Here is a 20,994-nt window from a genome sequence, read left to right as displayed (position 1 = left end):
CTAACTCCCAGTGGGCATGAAGTACTCGAACTGCTCGGCGCTCAACGTGCTCGCCTGCTCGACGGCATCGGAGTCGGCCAGCAGGAATTTGATGCCGAGCTCCAGGATGTTGATTTCGCCCCGCGCGCCCTTGAAGCGCGCGGCCAGGCCCGCCCGAACGGTATCGATCCTCTCCGTCAGGCCCTCCGCCTCGGTGAAACCCTTCCCGCCGAGGCGCAGCTTGAACGGCTTCGTGAAGTCGACCGTCGAATCCGGCAGGGAGCCGTACACGTAGTCCTTGCCGTACATCAGGTCGATCTCATCTCCCTGCTTGGTGTAGACGCCCTGCAGCTTCCGCAGGTAGTTCTCGTTGATGACGATGTTCTTCATCGTGTATCCCTCTCGACGGAGTCGGCGCAACGGGGACTCGGCTGTACTGATTCGGGGAATCCAAGGTCCACGCAAGTCCATGGACAGCGGTGGGTCAGATGCACTGGTCCACCTGCGGCGGACCAGTGCATCTGACCCAGAATCGGCTCGGCAGGATCGCCGTCCCGACCTCGTGTGGCGTCGGTTCGGCTGGGTGCTTGCATCAGGTAGGTGATCCGTCGCGTCAGTTTCGCTGGACAGGCATCAGATGCACTGGCTCAGGACACCGGCGCTCAGCGGTCTCCTAGGTGAAGATGGCCGCGCCCTTGTTGTCGCCGAGGACGTAGTTCTGGACGATCTCCAGAAGGCGAGCCTGCCCCAGTGCCAGGGCCTGCCGCATTTCCTGCTGGCCCTGGTTCCACAGCTGCTGAGCCTGCGCGTAGGCGTCCGGCGCCTGGCCGTTGTTGGCGTCGATGAACCGCCGCACATGCTGCTGGAGGTTTTCCAGCGATCGGTCGAGGTCGCTGGTTTCCCTGCGCATTTCCTCGGCGACGTTGTGTACCGCGGCGGGATTGATGGCATAGTTGGCCATCCTCGGCCTCCTTAACGTTGGTCGGTCCGGGTTTTGTCGGCCCGGGTTTTATGGGTGGGACGTTCGGCGGTCAGGCTGCGGCCCAGCCGCCGGACCGCATGGCGTTGTCGTCTTCGGTCGTGGTGGTCAGTTGCGCGTACTGCTCCATGTTCTGGTTGAGCATGTTCAGGCCCTGCTGGACCTTCGCGAAGCCGGCCAGCCACTGGTTGACCGCCTGCTGGAACCTCCCCGCGGCCGCGTCGCTCTGCCACACGGCGGCCAGGGTGCCCTGTGCGGCCGTGACGTTCCGATAGCTGTCGCTGGCCTCGGTCTGGGCCTGGGCGAACGCCATGACCATGCCGGTGATGGTCGCCTCATCGGCAACGATCCCGTTGTTAGGGATTGCCATGACTCTCCTTGTTTGTCATCCGGCGCGCGTCGCCGGAAGCCATGTGATGTGGTTGCGCCTGCCGCGTCCGGCCGGTGAGTCGGGCCGCGACGCGGATCGATCGGGTACCCGGCGGCCTCACCCCCCTTCCGGCCGGACCAGTGCCGGCCCGACGGGCAGCATGGCGACCAGCGCGGTGGGCATGACCACCGCCTGGTTGAGGGAGTAGCCCAGGGTGGTGAAGTCACCGCCCATGATCGGGTAGGCGATCCCCCCGTCGTTGACGAGCAGGCCCTGCTGCCGCCACGGATCGGTTTCGGCGTTCGCCGGAGGCATCAGCAGCGCTCCCCCGCCCGGCGTCACCCGTACCGTCACGGCGCTCTTCCCGCCGCTGCCGCCGGCCGGCATGCCGGTCGCGGTGGCCAGGACGACCGCGGGTTTCTCGCCGGCCTTTCCCGCGAAATCCACACAGGCCACGGCACCCTCCGATAGGGATGGCGGTTTGGGCGGGATGGCCGGCATCGTGGTCAGCGGGCGCACCGGACTGCGCTGGCCGGCGGCGACCAGATCGGCCGCGGTGATGGCGGTCTCCCTGGCCGCGCCCGGCGTGGCCCGCCGCAGCAGGTACTCGGTCTCGGTCAGCGGGGCCAGCCCGCCGGTGGTCATCAGGTAGTGGCCGACCGTGCCGTTGCCCATGTCCACGGCGAACAGCTGGCCGATCGACGTCGGCCGGCCGGCCACCCTCGGCCCGGCGCCGCCGGCCCCGGCCAATGTCGGCGGGCCGACCGTACCTCCCGACGGGATCAACTCCAGCCAGCTGGTCGCCACCGGCACGGGGACGAGCATCCCCAGACCCAGCACGTCGGCCATCCAGGACTGGGGAAGCAGCAGCCGCCGCCCTCCCCACAGCAGGTAGGTCTTCCCGCCCGCGGTGACCGGCAGCGCCTGCCCGTCGCCTAACGGCTCGGGGGCCGCCGGCACGTCGACGTCCAGGACGACCCGGCCGGCACCCCGGCTGCAGGCACGCCACACGCCCCGGTTGACCCGCTTGGCGGCGGGCAGGACCTGCGGCCCGGCCGGGGTGCCCACCGCCGCGCCCCGCGGCAGCTTGGCGAGCTTGGACGAGGAGACGGCGACCGGGGTGAGCCGACCGCCGGCCAGCAGGGTGGCCGTCGCCACGTCGTTGACCGGGCGCAGTTGGCCGTTGACCAACACGTACCGCGCCCCGGTCGAGGAGTCCACCACCAGCATCCGCGGCTGCTGCCAACTGGTCGAGCCCGATCCCGGCATCAGCGCCCAGATCGCGACCACGCCCAGCAGCAGGATCGCGAACACGAGGCCGGCGATAGTGCCGGTGCGGTCCCGGCGGGTCGGTGACTCGGCGGTCTCCGGCTCGGCCCGCACCAGCGCACCGGTCACCCGGGTCATCATGTACCGCTGGGCGTCCACCTGGTCACGACGCGACGACATGTCAACCCACCCGCGCCCGGATCACGTCGATCAGGCCGGTGATGACCACGACGGTCGGCGCCAGGGCGGCCACCGCCGCGGTATGCGCCAGGTCGCCCATCCGGCCCCAGATCGGGTTGAACCGCCGGCCGACCGGGATCCGCGCGGCCAGCCCGCACGCCACCACCATGATCAGGCAGCAGCCGATGGCCAGTTGGGCGGCGAGCTGACCCCGGCCCGTGATCGCGGTCAGGCACCAGGTTGCCATGGCGGCCAGCGCCGGGCCGGCCAGCGCCAACCGGTGCCAGGTGCTCGTCATCGGGCGGGTGACCAGGATCTGGGCGGCGGCGGCCAGCCAGGCGGCCAGCGGCGCGGCCCAGCCGGGCGCCGCCGCCAGCCACACCATCGCGGCCCCGGAGACCAGCCCGAGCGCCGCGTACAGGGCGGTCATGAACTGGTCCGCGGCGGCGGCCCGGGTGAGCACCTCGGCGGCCGGTTCCGGGTCGATGTTCTCCTGCAGGTCCGCCGGTTCGGCGGGCGTCTCCGGCAGGGCGAGCCCGGCGAGCTTGAAGGCGGCCGCCGGTACCGCCGGGCGCAGCGCCGTGGTGACGACGACCATGATCGCGGCGATCGTGGTCCAGTCCAACGTGGCCCTGGTGCGCAGCAGGAGCGCGGCGACGATCAGCAGCCACGCCACCAGCAGGCCGACGGTGACCGGCCGCCAGCCGGTGCGCGGGAAGACGAACGCGGCCACCAGCAACGCGGCGACGGTGCCGGCGCTGGCACCCACGAAGATCAGCCGGGGTACGAAGGCACCGGCCGCGCCAGCCAGCGGGGAGTGCGGCGCCACCGCTTCCAGCGCGGCGAGCACCGTCCCGGCCACGCAGGCGGCGCCCAGGATGCCGGCCGTCGCCCGGTCGGCCAGCCTGCGTACCACCGCGAAACCCGCGACGAAGCACATCGCCGCTATCGCCGCGAGCAGCACCGGGCCCCGGGGCGCGCCCGGCCACATCCGCGCGGCGGCCAGCCAGGCGGCCAGCCAGGCGCCGAGCAGCAACAGGGCGGTGACCCGCGTGGTCTGCGGCCGCCACAGCCCGGACCGCTTGCGGATGCCGGCCGAGACGCCATCGACAAGGTCGTCGTAGGCCAGCGGCGGAATCTGGTCGGTACGCGGGCGTACGTGGACGACCTCGCCGTCGAGCAGGTCGAGATCCCCGACAGTGCTCGACTCGTCGAGGGCCGGCCCACCCAGCCGCTGGACGATCCAGCCGCTGTGTTCCAGCCCACGATCGGCGAGGTCCGGTCCCAACGCGCTCAGCAGGGCCGGCATCATGTCGGCCAAGGGAATATGGGTGGGCAGACTCACGTCGACCTGGCTGGTCGGTCCGACGACCAGCAGCCGGCAGAGTTCCCCGCGCTCGGCGCTCATATCCCGAACACGCCTGCACCGTCGCCGGAGTTCACGACTCTTTAATCCTCCCGCGGATGTGTTCGTGCGGTTACCGCGCGAGCTGTAGACCTTGTCCGCCAGGGCCGGCCGGGTCGGGTGCGGGGTCGGCCACCGGCGGGCCGGGACCCGGGCGAACGCGGCTGTCGCCACGCTGCCCGCCGGTCGTCGGCATCGCCCAGGGCGTGCGGCCCTGCTCGCAGGCCAGGCCAGGTGCGCCTTGGTCGTCCAGCCACCCCACGACCGACCCAACGCGTGAATCGATCTGGCTGAGCACGCACGCGAAACTGACGCTCATCGCTGGGGCCTGTGCCGGAACGCTCCCCGTCGGGACGAGGTGCACCTGGCCAGCCGTCGCCAACGGCCTGGCGGCGTCCGTCTGGGATTGCGCCTGGGCGTCCGCGGCCGGTCGACCGTGTACGGCGACCCGGTGGCCTCCGGTACGGCAGGCCGGATCAGCCGTCGCGTAAGCCCTGTGGATCGTCGCGACGGTCAAGGTCGATCGCCACGCGCCCGTCGGTGCAGTCGGCCACGACCGTGGCGAAGGTGGACCACTGTGGCCGGCTCAGATGGTTGGCGTCGGCGACGTACCGGCGCTGGGGGCCGTCGACGAGCGCGAACAGGGACACGACCGGGTCGAGCCCTTGGGTGTCGAACACGAGGGCGTGTACCTGCGGCCAGGCGACCGCGAGATGCTCGGTCCAGCCGGCCGAGGTACCGACCGCGCGCCGCTCCACGACCAGCCGGTCGCGGTCGACGGTGATCCGCAGCTGCTGGGTCGCGATCACGCGTGGGCCCGCCGGCCGTGGCGGATCGCCGCCACCAGCCCGCTGGCGGGGCATCCCGCGCATCCCTGGCCGGCCCGCGGGCGATTGATTGTCAGCTTGGCATGCGTTGCTTGCGACACCCGGCCGTCGCCGGGCTGGCGCCCGCCTCGCCGTGACGCTCGGCATGACGGTCGACGTCCTGCCCGGCCGGGAGGCCGAACCACTCGCGCAATGGCTGCGCGCGCATCCCGGCGTAGTTACTGGTGGGTGCCGCCATCGATGCGGATCTCTGTGCCGGTGATGAAGGCTCCGTCGTCGGAGGCGAGCATCGCGACGACTCCTGCGACGGTCTCCGGTGCGGCGTGACCCTGTCCGAGTGCGGGTGTGAGTTTGCGGAGCAGGGTGTAGTCGATGTCGGAGGGCACGAGCCTGGTGAAGTCGTTGGTGATGCCGCTGCTGATGCTGCCGGGTGCGATGTTGACGGCGCGTAGGCCCTGCTTGGCGTATTCGCCGGCGATGGCGTGGGTGAACGCCTCGATGCCGCCTTTGCTGGCCGAGTATGCGGCCATGAACGGATGCGAGAACGAGGCGGAGGTCGAGCTGAAGTTGACGATCACGCCGCGGCCGGTGTCCAGCAGCGCCGGCAGGGCGGTTCGGGTGACCAGGAAGGTGCCGGTCAGGTTGACGGCGATGATCCGGTTCCACAGTTCGAGGCTGCAGTCGTGGGTGTGCGCGCCGCGCAGTATCCCGGCGGCGTTGACGAGCACGTCGAGGCGGCCCAGGTCGGTGATGGCGCGGCCGACGACGTCCTGCACGGCGGTCTCGTCGGCGATGTCGAGCACAGCGGTGCTCAGCCGCGGCGCCGTGCCGGCGTTGTCGGCGCGGGCCTGGGTGTCGGTGAGTCCGTCGGTGGAGATGTCGGCGGCGAGCACGGTGGCGCCTTCGTCGAGCAGGCGCAGGACGGTGGCTTGGCCGATGCCGGATCCACCGCCGGTGACGATGGCGGTACGTCCGTCGAAGCGGTTCATGGGGGTCCTCTCTGGTAAACAGCGATGCGATTCAGGACCCCGGAGCCGGATCCGGGAGCGCCACGACCGAGGGCCACCGGCCCGGCTGGCGGTCACCGAGGGGACCAGCCGCACGGCCGGGGTCATCATCAGCGCGGCGACGGTGATGGTAGCCGTGTTCACGCTCTTCGCCACGCTGCCGGTGGCCGCTCTGCCATCCGCAGGCGGCCACCGGCCAGGTCGGTGCGCGCTGGCCCGACGACGGCAGCGTCCAGTTGCGGCAACTGGACGCTGCCGGCGCCAGGTCACGCACCGTCTGGAGACGGGACCCGCTTTTCGTAGATCACAGTGGTACTGCGCGGAGTTCTGGGGACCCAGCCGTTGGCGGGACCGTCCGGGACACCGCCGGTCGCTACGGCCCAACTGCCGGCCTGCATGGCGCTGTCGTCTTCGGTCGTGGCGGTCAGTTGCGCGTACTGCTCCATGTTCAGGTTGAGCGTGTCCAGGCCCAGCTGGACCTTCTGGAAGCCGGTCAACCACTGCCTGATGGCCTCAATGAACTTCGGCTCGGCCATGTCGCTCGACCACGAGGCGGTCAGCGCCTGGGTTGCGGCTATGACGTTCCGATAGCTGTCCTTGGCCTCGGTCTGGGCCTGCGCGAACGCCATGACCATGCCGGTGATGGTCTCCTGATCGGCGACGATCCCGTTGTTCGGGGTTGTCATGACTCTCCTTGTCTGTTTTTTAAGGCTCCTGCGGGTGGGTTCGCGCGGTTGCCGCGCGAGCTGTAGACCTTGTCCGCCAGGACCGGCCGGGTCGGGTGCGGGGTCGGCCACCGGCGGGCCGGGGAACCCGGATACGGGCCGGGACCCGGGCGAACCGCAGCTGTCGCCACGCTGCCCGCCGGTCGCCGGCATCGCCCAAGGCGTGCGGCCCTGCTCGCAGGCCAGGCCAGATGCGCCTTGGTCGTCCAGCCACCCCACGACCGACCCAACGCGTGATCAGCCGGCTCGTCCCAAGCCCGGCAGGTGGTTCCTTCTACACCCAGTCCGGGCTCCACTCGGGGCCGAGGATCGCGGCCTGCTGCTCGACGGTCAGCAGCAGGCCGCGCTCGTGGGCGGCGATCATCCGATCCAGGCCGCTGAACCGCTGGAGGCGGTCGAGACCCGACTGACGGTCAGGCCACCGACGTCAGTGGTGTCAGGCATGCTCCTCATCTGCCGCCGCGACCGACGTCCGGTAGGGTGATCCCGATGGCCTCAGAGTCCCGCGCCTCCTGACCGGGATCAAAGGGCTTCGCCGCCGTGAAAACTGACGCCCACTCACCTTCGAGCCGTCCGAGTGGGGCCATCGGCATTTCGGCCCTCTGGGCCCTGCCGTACAGCAGGCCGTCCCCTGCAGCCCAACTGCCGGCCTGCACGGCGTTGTCGTCTTCGGTCGTGGTGGTCAGTCGCGCGTACTGCTCCATGTTCAGGTTGAGCATGTTCAGGCCGTGCTGGACCTTCTGGAAGCCGGCCAGCCACTGCTGGACGGCCTCAAGGAACCGATGCACGGCCACGTCGCTCTGCCACGAGTTTTGCAGCGCTATGCCTGCGGCTTGGACATTCGCGCTGCTGTTCTTGGCCTCGGTCTGGGCCTGGGCGAACGCCATGACCATGCCGGTGATGGTCGCCTCATCGGCGGCGATCGGGAGTGTGATGCCTCGCGCGTCGTACCCGTACTGATTCTCTGCCATGACTCTCCTTGTTCGTCATCCGGCGGGCTGCCGCCGGAAGGTGGGTGATGTGGCCGCGTGTACCGCGTCCGGGCGGTGGGTCGGGCTGCGGCGGCGGATCGGTTGGCCTCCCGGTGGGCGGTCAGCCGGGCCTGTGACGCCGCCCGGTCGGGTCCGGTCTTGGCTTGTGCCACGCGGATGCGGCCAGCGGCTACGCCCGTCAGGTCAGGCAATGCCTGCGGCTAGTGAGCCAATTGACGGTCACTCACCTTCGAGCCGTCCGAGTGGGGCCATCGGCTTTTGGACAACCATGCCCCTCCTGAGCAGTTGGCCGGGGAGAGGCTGTTCGCCGCTGGCCGGCGTGGCCCAACTGCCGGCATGCATGGCGTTGTCGTCTTCGGTCGTGGTGGTCAGTCGGGCGTATTGCTCCATGTTCAGGTTGAGCATGTTCAGGCCGTGCTGGACCTTCTGGAAGCCGGCCAGCCACTGGTTGACGGCCTCAAGGAACCTCAGCGAGGCCGAGTCGCTCACCCACTGGGCGGACAGAGTGCCCTGTGCGGCTGTGACGTTCCGATAGCTGTCGCTGGCCTCGGTCTGGGCCTGGGCGAACGCCATGACCATGCCGGTGATGGTCGCCTCATCGGCGGCGATCGGGAGTGTGATGCCTTGCGTGACGTACCCGTACTGTTTCTCTACCATGACTCTCCTTGCTCGTCATCCGGGGCGCTGCCGGCGGAAGGTGGGTGATGTGGCCGCGTGTGCCGCGTCCGGCCGGTGGGTCGGGCCACGGCGGCGGACCGGTTGGCCCGGCCGGCGGCGCCGTGACGCCGCCCGGTCGGGTCCGGTCCTGGGTTGTGCCACGCGGATGCGGCCAGCGGCTACGCCCGTCAGGCCAGGCAATGCCTGCGGCTAGTGAGCCGGGTGACGGTCGAGTGGAGTCGGCGGCCATTGGACACGATTGCCGCTGACGAACTGGTGGTTGGGCGCCGTGGCCCAGCTGCCGGCCTGCATGGCGCTGTCGTCTTCGGTCGTGGTGGTCAGTCGCGAGTACTGCTCCATGCTGTGGCAGAGCTTGTTCAGGCCCTCCTGGACCTTCTGGAAGCCGGCCAGCCACTGGTTGACGGCCTCAAAGAACCTCTGCGCGGCCGCGTCGCTCTGCCACTGGGCCCGCAGAGTGGCCTGTGCTCCTACGACGTTCCGAAAGCTGTCGGCGGCCTCGGTCTGGGCCTGGGTGAACGCCATGACCATACCGGTGATGGTCGCCTCGTCGGCCATCAGGCCGAACTCGCCGCCCACGACTCCTCTGTTGGGGGTTGTCACAATGACTCTCCTGGTCTGTCATCCGGCGGCTGTCGCCGGAAGGTCCGTGATGTGGTCGCGCCCGCCGCGCCCGTCCGGTGGGTCGGGCCGCGGCGGCAGCAGCCGGGCCGGGACCGTGCGCTCGCCGAGGAACCAGTACTCCTGGCCTGCGGTGACTTCCGGTCCGGCTCCGCCAGCGTCGCCGGAGCGGGCGCCGGAACCGAACCAGGTGGCCGGTGTCGCGGTACGATCCAGCAGCGCCTCCGCCTCGGGCGGCAGTACCACCACGTCGAGGGTCTGGTCCTGGTTGCGTCGCCGATCGGTGACCGACGTGACCGGGCCGAGGTCGACGGACAGGTGCCCGAACGCGAGCAGCAGCGCGGTCCACGCGGTGTCCGGCTCGGGCAGCCCGCGGACCAGCGGAGCGACCGCGGTGAGGCACAGGTCCCCGGAGCGTGACAGGTGCTGCCAGCGCAGCAGGTCCACGCAGGCGACCAGAGTCGGCAGCGGGTCCGGGTCGGGACAGGCGACCGGCGGCTGGCCGTCGACCGGCGGCAGCCAGCTCAGCTCGCTGTGCCCGCGTACCGCCGGCGCCGGCTTGACCAGCTCGGCCGCGCCGATGCCCAGCCGGGCCAGCAGCCAGTGGTGCACCCGCCCGGTACGCATCGCGGTCACCGCCCAGGTCCAGGAGGCCGGCTCCCCCCGCCACCCCGACGCCCCCGCGACCGGCGGGCCGGACCCGGCTTGCGGATCCGACGTGCGCAACGGGTCCGATGCGAGCGGCGGGTCCGAGGTGAGCGGCGAATCCGACGTGAGCGGCGGGTCCGACCCGGCCGGCTGCGGGGCGCCGGCGGCGTACAGGTCGCGCGGGTCGCGCAGGTAGTTGTACCGCGCACCCTCCAGCCACAATGCCAGCGCGGGATGCCCCGCCGGGGCCAGGATCACGTCGTTGAGGACGATCTCGTCGGTGAGCGCGTGCACCGTGAACCCGTGCGCCGACGCGGCGACCCGGTCGAACAGTTCCGGCAACCGGGCCGGCCCGTCGGCCTCCGGCGGCCCGTGCCACCGGCCGCGGAACAGCCGGTACCCACCGTCCGCCGGGCCCTCGGCACGCTGGTCCGCCGGGGTGCCGGCCCGCTCGTCCGGCTGGAGCGCGCTGTCCGGGAGGAAGTGCAGGTCACCGTCGGCGTAGAGGCCACCGAACCGGTGTACCACCTCGACCCGCAGGTGGTCGCTGGCCGCGGCGAAACCCTGCGGCAGACCCCGGTTCAACTCCAGGGCGTACGGGGTGTGCAGGGTCATCGGCGCGTTCGCGTGGAACAGTTCGGCCACGCTCACCAGGTGGATGCCGTGGGTGCCGGCCCAGGCCAGCAGGGCGCGTACCGGGGCCAGCGAATCGGGTTGGCCGGCCGGCGCGGGCGGGGTGGCGCGGGCCGCGTCGAAGCGGGCCCGCGGGATGTCCGTCCACAGCACGAAGTCGACCTGGCCGGCGTAGCTGTCGGCCGCCGCGCCGTAGTTGGCCCAGAAGCTGTTCGACTCGGGCAGCGGCCGGCCGAGCCAGATGCCGTGCACGATGTGCGGGATGGCGGTGGTGTCGGGCAGGGGCGGCGCGTGCTCCGGTTGGCCCCAGAGCCGGGCGGCGCCGTCGCGCCGGAACGTGCTGACCTGGCCCGCGTCGGCGGCCAGGGCCGCGGGCGCCAGGTCGGCGGCGCTGGGGGTCGGACCCGTCATACTCAGCCGCCGCAACAGCGGCGCGACCAGATGCGGGGCGAGACGGCGGACGTCGGTGCCGGCGAGGAACTCCGGTGCCGGCGGCAGCCGGCGGGAGCCGAAGATGTCGCCGCCGATCCAGCGGCGCGCCAGGTTCTCCTCGGCCGTCCAGGTGTACAGGCCGGGATAGGTCATCCGGCGCAGCCAGTCCAGCAGCCCCACGTCGCAGGGCCAGGCGGTCGGCGCCGCGGACGGCCCGGGCAGGCAGGCCGCGGCCCGCAGCCGCCGCGCCAGTTCCACCGCCGGCTCGGGCGCCGCGGCCGGCTCGGGCGCCGCGGCCGGCTCGGGCGCCGCGGCCCGCTCGGCCGGCTCGGCCCGCTCGGCCCGCTCGGCCCGCTCAGCCGGCTCGGCGGTGCGGGCCGGTGGGGTGGGCGTACGACGGGGGCGGGTGGCGGTGCGGGTCATCGGCTGGCCTCGGTGGGTACCGCGGGCTCGGGTGCCAGAGCCGTCTGGATCAGCCGGCTGCCGCGCCGGGTGCACAGCAGCGCCCGGCCCGGGGGCAGCGTCCGCGGCTTGGTGTTACCCAGCAGCGGACCCTCCGTCGGCGGGCAGGACAGCGCCACGTCCGGAGTGTTCAGTTCCTGGATGCGCCGCAGCAGCGGGTCCATCGACAGTCGCATCGCCCCGGCCGCAGCCCGCGCGATGACCACGTGCAGGCCGATGTCGCCGCCCTGGGGCAGCAACGGGATCAGGCCGGCCAGCGGGTTGTCGTGCCCGGCGAGCAGTTCGTAGTCGTCGACCAGGACGTACAACTCGGGGCCGGCCCACCAGTCGCGGGCACGCAGTTGCTCCGGGGTGATGTCGGAGCCGGGCACCCGCGGCTTGACGCCGGCCACCGCCTCGCCCGTGGTGTCCCGGGTGCTGTCCGGCGAGACCGAGTAGCCCAGCCGGTAGGCGGCCGGTACGTCGTCGAAGAGCTGCCGCCGGTAGTCGACGGCCATGATGCGCGCCTGGGCCGGGGTGTGGCTGGCGACGATCGCCCGGGCGATGACGCGCAGCAGGTTCGTCTTGCCACTCTCGGCGTCCCCCAGCACGGTCAGGTGCGGCATCGCCCGGAAGTCGTGCCACACCGGCGCGAGCTGGTTCTCGTCCACGCCGAGCGCGATGCGGGCGTCCTGCGGCGCCGGCAGCTCGGCCATCGGCAGCGAGGCCGGCAGGGTGCGTACCGCAGCGGCCCGTTCCCCGGGCCAGCTGTCCGCCACCGCGGACACCAGGTGCTCGGTGGCCGCGGCGAGTCCCTCGGCCGACTGGACGCCGTCGATGCGCGGCAGCGCGCCCAGGAAATGCAGCTTCGCGTCGGTCAGCCCGTGCCCCGGCCGGCGGGGCACCTGGGCCGCCGCGCGCAGGTCGATCCCGGACTCCACCGGGTCGCCCAGGCGTAGTTCGAGGCGGGTCCCGATCTTGTCCCGCATCGACATGTGCAGTTCCGACCAGCGGCCCATGGAGACCATCATGTGTACCCCGTAGTTCAGGCCGCGGGCCGCGATGTCCCTGGCCATCTCCTCGACCGGCTCGAACTCCTGGCGCAGGGCGAACCACCCGTCCACGACCAGGAACACGTCGCCGAACCGGTCCTCCGGGATGCGACCGTCGGCCTGCGCCTGCCGGTAGGCGTCCCGGCCGTGGATGCCCAGGTCCGCGCAGCGGCGTTCCCGCTCGAACAGGATGGAGCGGACCTCGGCCACGGTGCGACCCACCCGCTCCGGTTCGTGCCGGCCGGCCACGCCGCCGACGTGCGGCAGGCCGGTCAATCCGGCCAGCGAACCGCCGCCGAAGTCGAGGCAGTAGAACTGCACCTGCCGCGGCGAGTGGGTCAGGGCCAGCCCGCACACCAGCGACCGCAGCAGGGTGCTCTTGCCGCTCTGCGGCCCGCCGGCCACGCCCACGTGCCCACCGACCCCGGCCAGGTCCACCACGAGCAGGTCGCGCATCTGCTCGAACGGCTTGTCGATGAGACCGACCGGTACCTGCAGGTAGGCCCGCTGGCCGGCGTCGATCGGACGCAGCCCGTGCTCGGGGTCGGGCAACAGCGGCGGCATCACGTCGTCCAGGGTCGGCGCGTCCTCCAGCGGCGCCATCCACACCTGGTGTGCCGGCGGACCCTGGTCGACCAGCCTGTCCACCAGTGCGTGCAGCACGGTGGTGCCGGTGTCGGCCGGCTCGTCCGGTGTCTGCTCCACTGGCGGGCGCGGCGCCGGGATGGCGGGCGCGGCGGCCCGGGCGGTGAACGGGACGACCTGGCTGGCGATCACCTCGCGGTGCAGCCTGGTGCCGCGTACCCGGTGCGGGCCGGACACGTACGCGGCCTTGAACCGGGTGATGCTGGTGACGCTGGAGCGCAGGTATCCGTTGCCCGGATCGCCCGGCAGCTCGTACGCGTCGGGTACGCCGATGACCGCCCGCGACTCCATCGCGGAGAAGGTACGCAGCCCGATGCGGTACGACAGGTGGCCCTCAAGCTGGTGAATGCGCCCGTCCTCCAGCCGCTGCGAGGCCAGCAGCAGGTGGACCGCGAGCGAGCGGCCGAGCCGACCGATCATCACGAACAGTTGGATGAAGTCGGGGTTGGACGCGATCAGCTCACTGAACTCGTCCACCACCAGGAACAGGGTGGGCAGCGGGTCGAGTTCGGCACCCTGGGCCCGGGCCTTCTCGTAGTCGCGCACCGACGTGAAGTTGCCGGCCCGGCGGAGCAGCTCCTGCCGGCGTACCAGTTCCCCTTGCAGGGTGGTCTGCATCCGGTCGACCAACGCGGCCTCGTCGGCCAGGTTGGTGATGAGCGCGGAGACGTGCGGCAGCCGGTCCAGCCCGACGAAGGTGGCGCCGCCCTTGAAGTCCACCAGCACGAAGTTGAGGGTCTCCGAGGAGTGGGTGGCCGCCAGGGCCAGTACCAGGGTGCGCAGCAGTTCGCTCTTGCCCGACCCGGTGGCGCCGATGAGCATGCCGTGCGGCCCCATCCCGCCCTCGGCGGACTCCTTGATGTCCAGCTCGATGGGGGAGCCGTCGGCGGCCACCCCGATGGGTACCCGCAGCCGGTCGGCGGGCGTGCGGGCGTCCCACCGCTCGCGGGGGTCGAAGGTGTCCAGATCGGTGATGTCCAGCAGGTCCGGCAGGTCGAGGACGGCGCTGAGCCCGCTGGCCGGCTGCTCGCCGGTGACCTTGGTGGCGTGCCGGGCCATGATCCGGGCCAGCGTCCGCAGCCGGGGCACATCCAGGTGGTCCGGTGCGGCGAGCCGGGTGCGCACCTCCCGGCCCACGTGGTCCTTCTCGATCATGTCCACGTCGGTGGCGGACACCTCCAGGTTGAGCGCGTTGTCCCCGTCGGCGAGGCCGCGGCCGTCGAAGTCGACGAGGACGGCGTTGCGGTACCCGGAGACGGTCAGCCGGGCGCCCGCCGGGATGACGCCGCCGTCGCAGACCACCACGACGAACGGTTCCTCGCGGGATGGCTGGGCGTCGTCCGCGTACCGGGAACGGGCCGCGAACTCCGCACCCAGAAGCCGCTCCACCTCTTCCAGGGTGGCGCCGATCAGCCGCACCGGCCCGGCGGCGTCGACGTCGGTGGCATGCTTGGCGTGCGGCAGCCACTTGGCCCACTCCCACTGCGCGGCCTGCTCGGCGCCGATACACAGAGCCAGCCGCAGCTCGTCCGGGGCGTGGAAGGTGACCAACTGGGCGAGCATGGCGCGCACCATGCCCAGCGCCACGTCCCGGTCGCCACTGATCCGCACGTGCGCGAACCCGGGCAGGCACAGCGCGACGGGCTGGTCGGGCACCGTCGTGTACGCCTTGATGAACCGGCGCAACGCCTTCGCGCACACCGGTTCCAGGTCCTCCACCGGCTTGGTCTCCATCGGACTGATCCGCACCGCGAGCCGCTGGGCGCCGGTGCCGGCCCGGATCTCGCCGAAGTCCGGATGCGTCGGCCGGCGCTCCCACAGCCGGCTGGTCATCGCCAGCGACCACAGCGACTGCGGGTCGGGGTGCCGCCAGGCCAGCGCGGCCTGCTGTTCCGCCGCGTAATTGCGGACCTGGCCTCTGGTCTGGGACAGGTAGCGGAAGTAGTCGCGCCGGTCGCCGTTGATCTGCTCCTTGCGGTTGCCGGAGTGCATCGTCATTCCGAACACCGCCATGGCCAGCATGCCGCCGCCCATCATGACCAGCATGACGATGCCCATCGGGCCTCTGAGCGAGTTGCTCATCATCATGAACATGAACCCGCCGGTCATCAGCAGGCTCGGCAGGATCATCCCGAGCGAGCGGAATCCGGCGGGCTGGACCTCCGGGACGACCGGCGGCTCCTGCAGGGTGATCTCGCCGTGCGGCAGCTCGGGTCCGTTGCGGCGGGCCGGCCGCCGGAAAGGTCTAGTGCTCACATCCGTTACACGGCTGCGAGCCGGAAAAAGTTGACCGGCACCCGGGATCGATAATTTTCCGCACCGGGGTCGCCGCTGGGCGCCCCCTGCGGCGGGCGGGCGCACGAGCAAGCCGCACCCGCCGTGGGCGGTGCGATGGCCGGCGTGACACGGGCTTGGTCGGGGCCGGCGATACAGAAGAGCCGCTATGGCGACATGGACGAAATTCGCCCGACAACCTCCTGGATGTCCTGTTCCGACAGATCAGCATGCGTCACAAAGCGAACCGCTCCCGAGATCGTTGTCGCCAGAACGCCCATCCTGTGCAGCTCCGAGACTCGGCGCTCGGCGTCGCTGACACTCGCCAGGACGATGTTCGTCTCGGGCGAGGCGGCCTCCCAGCCGAGTTCCCGGAGTCCGGATGCGAGGACCTGCGCGTTTCTGTGATCGTTGCGGAGGAGCTCGATCCGACCGAGTGCGACGAGGCCGGCGGCCGCCATCACGCCGCCCTGTCGGACAGCCCCGCCGAGCATCTTGCGCAGGCGCCGGGCGGCACGGACGAACTCTGCTGAGCCGCCGAGCACCGAGCCCATGGGAGCGCACAGTCCCTTGCTCAGGCACGCGAGAACCGAATCGACCCCCCAGGTGAGCTCAGCTGGTGGCACGTCGAGCGCCACTGCCGCGTTCCAGATTCGCGCTCCGTCCAGGTGGACGAGCAGGCCGGCTTCCTTGGCGGTGGCTGTCACCGCCCGATGCTCACCTGGTTCCGTCACCGTGCCGCCGGCCGCGTTGTGCGTGTTCTCGAGGCAGAGCAGCCGATCACGAAGCGCATCGTACGGCTGGCTCGGCGGGACCGAGGCTCGCACGGAGGCCGGGCTGACCCGGCCCGGGCCGGCCGACCACGGCAGCGCATGGGGAACGCCGCCCGCGAACGACGCCCAGCCACCGAGTTCGAATTCGACGACGTGGGCAAGCGCGGGGGCCAGAAACCGATCCCCTGGCCGCATGTGCACGGTGAGCGCGATCAGGTTGCCCATCGTGCCACTTGGCACCCATAGCGTTGCTTCGGTGCCGAGGATCTCCGCTGCTTTCTCCTCCAGGGCGCGCACGGTCGGGTCACCATCGAGGATGTCGTCACCAACCTCGGCGGCAGCCATGGCAGCCCGCATCGTCTCGTCGGGCCGGGTCACGGTGTCGGAGCGGAGGTCCAGCGGGCGGTGGGACGCACCGCCATTCACTGGCAGCCGTCCAAGCTCATCGTCGAGACGTCGATGACGTACCGGTATCGCGCCTGGCCGCTTACCACCCGGTCGTAGGCGACGTTGACCTGATCGGCGGAGATGATCTCGATGTCCGCACCGATCCCGGCCTGTGCGCAGAACTCGAGCATCTCCTGGATCTCACCGATGCCACCGACCAGGGACCCCGCCAGTACGGCGTTGCTGTTGATCATCGATTCGGCATCGAAGACCAACGGCTGTCCCGGCAGTCCCACGATTACCATGGCCCCGCCGACACGGAGCATCTTGAGGAGCGGATCGAGCGGCATCGCCGACGAAACCGTATTCAGGATCATGTCGAACCGGCCGCGGAGAGTTCCGGTCGTCCCCGACGACTCGGTCGCGAAGAAGTCGCTTGCACCCAGCCGGCGGGCGTCGTCCTGCTTGTCGTTCGTTCGGCTGAGAACGGTAACCTCGGCTCCCATGGCGCTGGCCAGGCGGACCGCCATATGACCCAGCCCGCCCAGGCCGACAACCGCCAGGCGCGTCCCCGATGTGACGCCCCACCGCCGCAGGGGCGAGTAGGTCGTGATCCCCGCGCACAGCAATGGCGCGCCGGCGGCGAGGTCGATGCCATCCGGGAGCCCGCAGACGAAGCGATCGCGGACGACGATCATCTGGCTGTAGCCGCCGTAGGTCGGCTCGCCGTAGTAGTCGATACAGTTGTACGTGAAGACCTGCCCTTTGACGCAGAACTGTTCGGTGCCATCGGCGCAGTACTCACATTCGCCGCATGAGTCGACCATATAGCCGACGCCGACACGGTCGCCGACGCGGCATCGTGTGACCTGATCACCGACGGCGGCGACGGTACCCGTTATCTCGTGGCCCGGCACCAGGGGGAAGATTGCCGTTCCCCATTCTTCCCGGGCCTGATGAATATCGCTGTGGCAGATGCCGGCGTACGCGATGTTGATGAGGACGTCGTCGGGTCGAAGGTCCCGCCGCTCGATCGTCGTCAGCTGAAGTTCGGCGCGTGGTGCAGATGCGACCAGGGCCCGGGTAGTGATAGTCACAGGATCTCCTCCGCTTCGAGTCTGATGGGCAAGGTCCGGTACCCGTTGACGACAATGGACTCCAGCCGTTCGGGCTCACCGTTCGCTTGTAGGCGGCCAACACGCCGGATCAGCTCCGCGACCACCGCCTGGATCTCCAACCGAGCCAACTGCACGCCGAGGCAGTAGTGCGGGCCCGCACCAAGTGCGATGTGTCGATTCGGCGACCGCGCGACGTCGAACACCTCCGGTGCGTCGAATGCGATCGGGTCACGGTTGGCCGAGGGGAGCCAGAGCACCACGCGTTGTCCGGCGCCGATGCGCTGCCCGCCCAGTTCGACATCCCGCCGCGCCGTTCGTACGAGGTGGGTCGCGCTCGACGTCCAGCGGAGCATCTCCTCGACGAGCGTGGGCATGAGCCGATCGGGCTCGCGGCGGACCCGCTGCCAGAGCGACGCTCGGTCGAGTAGCGCCTGTACGCCCCCGGCCATGGCCAGTCTGACGTTCTCGGTGCTTCCTACGAGCAGGTTGTCACAGTTGAGCACCACCTCGTCCAATGGGAGCAGGCGGCCGTCGACTTCGACACGGGACAGGACGCTGACAAGGTCGTCTGCCGGCCGCGCCCGGCGCGCATCCGCCAGCGTGTGGAAGTAGTCGAGAATCTCCAGGTGCGCCACGGTACGCTCGACGGCCGAGTCGGAGCAGAACGCCGCGAGCGACCACCTCGTCAGCGCCGGACGATCCTTTTCCGGAATGCCGAGGAAGATCCACGCCACCTCCACCGGGAGTTTGGCGGCAACGTCAGCCACGAAATCAACGTCACGTCGGCGCACGGCCGCTGCGACGTCTTCGCGAGCCATCGCTGTCAATGACTCAGCCAACGAGCGGAGGTTTCGCGGGGCGAACCATGATGAGACAGCTTTGCGCAGTACGCCGTGACGCGGCGCGTCAGACAGAGCGAGAGTGCGGTTTCCCCCTGGATCCGCACCCATGGCCTGCGGCCTCAGGAGAATCCCTGAAGACGAACTGAATGTATCAGGATCGCGGAGCACTCGATCGACGTCAGCGTGGCGGGTAACCGACCAGAAATCGCCGAACTCGCCGCCGTTCTGCCACGCTACGGGCTCGTTCTCACGCAGCCAACGCCAGGTGTCGAATGGGTTCCCGTCGCGGTAGGTAGCTCCGTCGACGAGGGAGCATAGATCGGGTTTTTTCCGTTCCATTCGGTGCCCTCACTTTCGCGCTTTTATCGCCCAGACGCGCCTGGACGAGGGCCAACGGAGGGCCTACGTGGTTCTGCGCCGGTCGCCCGGATAAACATTGGACAGATCTGATGACCTGCATCGGTCAGGATGCCTCCTGACTGACATCGGCATATTCGGGCCGTCTCTCGATCAGGTCTCGCAGCAGTTCAGCCTGTCGTGACAAGGTGTCACATCGGTACACTTTCGCCACGGAAACCGGTGACCCGATGATTGTGGCGAGTTCGCGAGAGAGTCGCAGTATGCTGATGGAGTTGCCACCCAGCTCGAAAAAACTTGTTTCCGGATGAGTCTCGGTAAGCGTGACGCCGAGTACCCGCTCCCAAGCGCGAGTGACCTGCGCTTCGATGGTGCCCACCTGGCGCCCGCCACTGGGCCGCGAAGTGCGCGCAGCCGACAGCAACGAGACTCGATCGACCTTGTCGCGTCCTGTTCGCGGGAGTTCGTCAACGAAGATCACTCGGTCGGGAACGTGTCCGCGGCCCAGCGATCCCGCCACCAGTGAGCGCGCCTGCGCCTCGTCAAGGCTCTGCTCGTCTGTGGCTCGCACTATGAAGACATAGCTGGTCAACGCGTCGGCGTCGTAGACCATGGCGGCTGCCCGAATATTGGCGTCGGCCACCAGCACCTGCTCGACAGCTTCAGGGTTCACTCGGGTGCCACGAATCTTCAGTTGTGAATCCAGCCGCCCGAGGAACTCGAGCTCTCCATCCGCGTTCCAGCGTCCGAGGTCGCCGGTGAGATACACGCGACGCGTCCGACCGTCCGGCAACGTGACCGTCACGAACCTGCGGCCCGTCTCCACGGGGTCATTTACGTACCCGTTCGCCACGCCCGGTCCAGCGATCGAAATCTGGCCGACCGCTCCGGCCGGCAGCGGGGAAAGCCCGCCGTCGAAAAGGTAGATGTCGGTTCCGGGGACCGCGTTCCCAATCGTCGGCGCCGCTGGCCTGTCATAGCGGCGGAACGTGGACCAGACCGTGCATTCGGTTGGCCCATACTCATTGAAGAGCACGACACCGCGGAGGGCGCGAAAATGCGCTTCTATTACGCTCGCGGCGAGGGCTTCGCCTGCGCATACGGCAACTCGAAGCGTCGTTGCGACGCCAGTCGGGCTCCGCCGAGTGTCCACGGCATGGAGCACCTCTGCGTAGAGATTCGGGATCGTGAGCAGATGGGTAATGCGATGGGTGTCGAGCAGCGCGGCGATTGCGGCCGGATTCCGGCGCTCGTCTTCCGTAGCGATCACCAACGTGCCGCCGGCGGCCAGCGTCCCCCAGATGCCAGCGAAAGATGAATCGAAAAAGAAGGGCGACAGGAGCAGAAAACGCGGTGTACCGAAGTCGCGGTACACCGCGAGACGAGCCTGGTTCGAACTCGTCAGATTGCGCTGTGAAACGGAAACACCTTTGGGCCGTCCCGTGCTGCCAGAGGTATACAGGACGTAAGCCTCGTCGTGGGAATGGTGACGGTAGTCGCAAGGCGGCCAGCCTTCGCCAGCGCTCGGGGTGCTGTGGCTGACCGAGCGCGGATCGAGGACGTGGTTGATCCCCGTCGCTTCCCGTACATACTTGTCGATTTCGGGCGGTGCGTCAGGGTCGAGGACGACAAACGAATGACCACGAAGGTGCACCGCGAGCATGCATGCGGGCACCGCTATGTCTCGGTAACCGATTATTCCGACCCGCTGGCCTGGCTCTACTGGCAACTGGCCGACGATCTGGCCGACCATGGCACCAAGGTGGCGGTAACTGAGACGTTCGTCGCCGCACACGATTGCGTCGTCGTTTGGACGCATTCGCGCAACGGCCATCACTTCATCACAGACACGCTGTTCCGGCTCGGCTGAGGTATGGTCTCGTGTAACCAATTTGAGCACCCGCCTGACTCGTCGTGGTGGCACCGTACGTCTAGGGGATTTTTCACCCCACCATCAGCGCACAAGCCGCAGGCCATATACCCGTGATTGACGCACGTCACCTCACTCGGCGATCTCTTCGGAGACCCCGGGCAGGGCGGTACGAGACCCTGGGTTACGAGTGACCTGCACATCTCCGCCCGGATTGGCCTGTCGGGGTCCGGGATGAGAGGCCGTGTCGGTGTCGAGCTTCGCGCCGAGCCGCATGAGCCGAGGAAGGTCGGGACCTTCCTGCCCACCCGGCGGAATACCAGCCGGCAGAGTTTACTCGACTGCGCGGGCGACGCAGATTCTGCTGTCGAGGCGGGGTCCGGCTTCGTAGAGCATGTATTGGACGCCGCCGTCGGTGCCGAATGCTGGGGCTGCGACGCGGCCGTTGTCTGATGCGATTGGTCGGTGGAACACTCCGAGGTGGACTTCGCGG

At 69.7% G+C, this 20,994-nt stretch carries 17 protein-coding genes and 1 pseudogene; all 18 read right to left on the bottom strand.

All coding sequences use genetic code 11. From position 1 onward, the window contains the following. Positions 1-369, bottom strand: coding sequence for a hypothetical protein (locus ABGB16_RS20960; RefSeq protein WP_347669787.1), 369 nt, complete (start codon positions 367-369; stop codon positions 1-3). A gap of 283 nt (positions 370-652) precedes the next feature. After that, a complete protein-coding gene (locus ABGB16_RS20955) occupies positions 653-940 on the bottom strand; it encodes a WXG100 family type VII secretion target (RefSeq protein ID WP_347669786.1) in 288 nt (95 codons plus the stop codon). Between the two features lie 70 nt (positions 941-1,010). Beyond that, on the bottom strand, positions 1,011-1,328 hold the full coding sequence (locus tag ABGB16_RS20950; protein ID WP_347669785.1) for a hypothetical protein: 318 nt from the start codon (positions 1,326-1,328) through the stop codon (positions 1,011-1,013). A 117-nt stretch (positions 1,329-1,445) separates the two neighbouring features. Continuing rightward, entirely contained in the window at positions 1,446-2,777 is a 1,332-nt protein-coding gene (gene eccB / locus ABGB16_RS20945; protein WP_347669784.1) for a type VII secretion protein EccB, read from the bottom strand. 1 nt (position 2,778) lies between these two features. Continuing rightward, the gene (gene eccD, locus ABGB16_RS20940) at positions 2,779-4,185 is read right to left on the bottom strand and encodes a type VII secretion integral membrane protein EccD (RefSeq protein ID WP_347669783.1); all 1,407 of its coding nucleotides are present in this window, start codon (positions 4,183-4,185) and stop codon (positions 2,779-2,781) included. Positions 4,186-4,658: 473 nt separating this feature from the next. Continuing rightward, a complete protein-coding gene (locus tag ABGB16_RS20935) occupies positions 4,659-4,991 on the bottom strand; it encodes a hypothetical protein (RefSeq protein WP_347669782.1) in 333 nt (110 codons plus the stop codon). A 236-nt stretch (positions 4,992-5,227) separates the two neighbouring features. Further along, the gene (locus ABGB16_RS20930) at positions 5,228-6,160 is read right to left on the bottom strand and encodes an SDR family NAD(P)-dependent oxidoreductase (protein WP_347669781.1); all 933 of its coding nucleotides are present in this window, start codon (positions 6,158-6,160) and stop codon (positions 5,228-5,230) included. Between the two features lie 122 nt (positions 6,161-6,282). Further along, positions 6,283-6,702, bottom strand: coding sequence for a hypothetical protein (locus ABGB16_RS20925; protein ID WP_347669780.1), 420 nt, complete (start codon positions 6,700-6,702; stop codon positions 6,283-6,285). A gap of 41 nt (positions 6,703-6,743) precedes the next feature. After that, a pseudogene (locus tag ABGB16_RS20920) lies at positions 6,744-6,971 on the bottom strand (IS5/IS1182 family transposase); the annotation flags it as partial. Between the two features lie 219 nt (positions 6,972-7,190). Then, complete coding sequence (locus tag ABGB16_RS20915; RefSeq protein WP_347669779.1) at positions 7,191-7,712, bottom strand: hypothetical protein; 522 nt, start codon at positions 7,710-7,712, stop codon at positions 7,191-7,193. 240 nt (positions 7,713-7,952) lie between these two features. After that, a complete protein-coding gene (locus ABGB16_RS20910) occupies positions 7,953-8,390 on the bottom strand; it encodes a hypothetical protein (RefSeq protein WP_347669778.1) in 438 nt (145 codons plus the stop codon). Positions 8,391-8,600: 210 nt separating this feature from the next. Further along, entirely contained in the window at positions 8,601-8,987 is a 387-nt protein-coding gene (locus tag ABGB16_RS20905) for a WXG100 family type VII secretion target (protein WP_347669777.1), read from the bottom strand. 42 nt (positions 8,988-9,029) lie between these two features. Then, on the bottom strand, positions 9,030-11,165 hold the full coding sequence (locus tag ABGB16_RS20900; protein WP_347669776.1) for a hypothetical protein: 2,136 nt from the start codon (positions 11,163-11,165) through the stop codon (positions 9,030-9,032). Then, on the bottom strand, positions 11,162-15,136 hold the full coding sequence (eccCa, locus tag ABGB16_RS20895) for a type VII secretion protein EccCa (protein ID WP_347669775.1): 3,975 nt from the start codon (positions 15,134-15,136) through the stop codon (positions 11,162-11,164). The genes ABGB16_RS20900 and eccCa overlap by 4 nt, the downstream gene beginning before the upstream one ends. A 185-nt stretch (positions 15,137-15,321) precedes the next feature. After that, a complete protein-coding gene (locus ABGB16_RS20890) occupies positions 15,322-16,353 on the bottom strand; it encodes a GntG family PLP-dependent aldolase (protein WP_347669774.1) in 1,032 nt (343 codons plus the stop codon). After that, positions 16,350-17,411 (bottom strand): NAD(P)-dependent alcohol dehydrogenase, encoded by a 1,062-nt coding sequence (locus tag ABGB16_RS20885; protein ID WP_347669773.1) that lies wholly within the window; start codon positions 17,409-17,411, stop codon positions 16,350-16,352. The genes ABGB16_RS20890 and ABGB16_RS20885 overlap by 4 nt, the downstream gene beginning before the upstream one ends. Continuing rightward, positions 17,408-18,199 carry a cytochrome P450 gene (locus tag ABGB16_RS20880; protein ID WP_347669772.1) on the bottom strand — a complete coding sequence of 264 codons (792 nt, stop codon included), beginning with the start codon at positions 18,197-18,199 and terminating at the stop codon, positions 17,408-17,410. The genes ABGB16_RS20885 and ABGB16_RS20880 overlap by 4 nt, the downstream gene beginning before the upstream one ends. A 538-nt stretch (positions 18,200-18,737) precedes the next feature. Beyond that, positions 18,738-20,450 carry a non-ribosomal peptide synthetase gene (locus tag ABGB16_RS20875; RefSeq protein WP_347669791.1) on the bottom strand — a complete coding sequence of 571 codons (1,713 nt, stop codon included), beginning with the start codon at positions 20,448-20,450 and terminating at the stop codon, positions 18,738-18,740. Positions 20,451-20,994 lie beyond the last annotated feature (544 nt).

It is taken from the genome of Micromonospora sp. B11E3 (assembly GCF_039871625.1).
Classification (GTDB): domain Bacteria; phylum Actinomycetota; class Actinomycetes; order Mycobacteriales; family Micromonosporaceae; genus Micromonospora.
The sequence above is the reverse complement of the archived record's forward strand: the minus strand, read 5'-3'. Positions and strand labels throughout refer to the sequence as shown.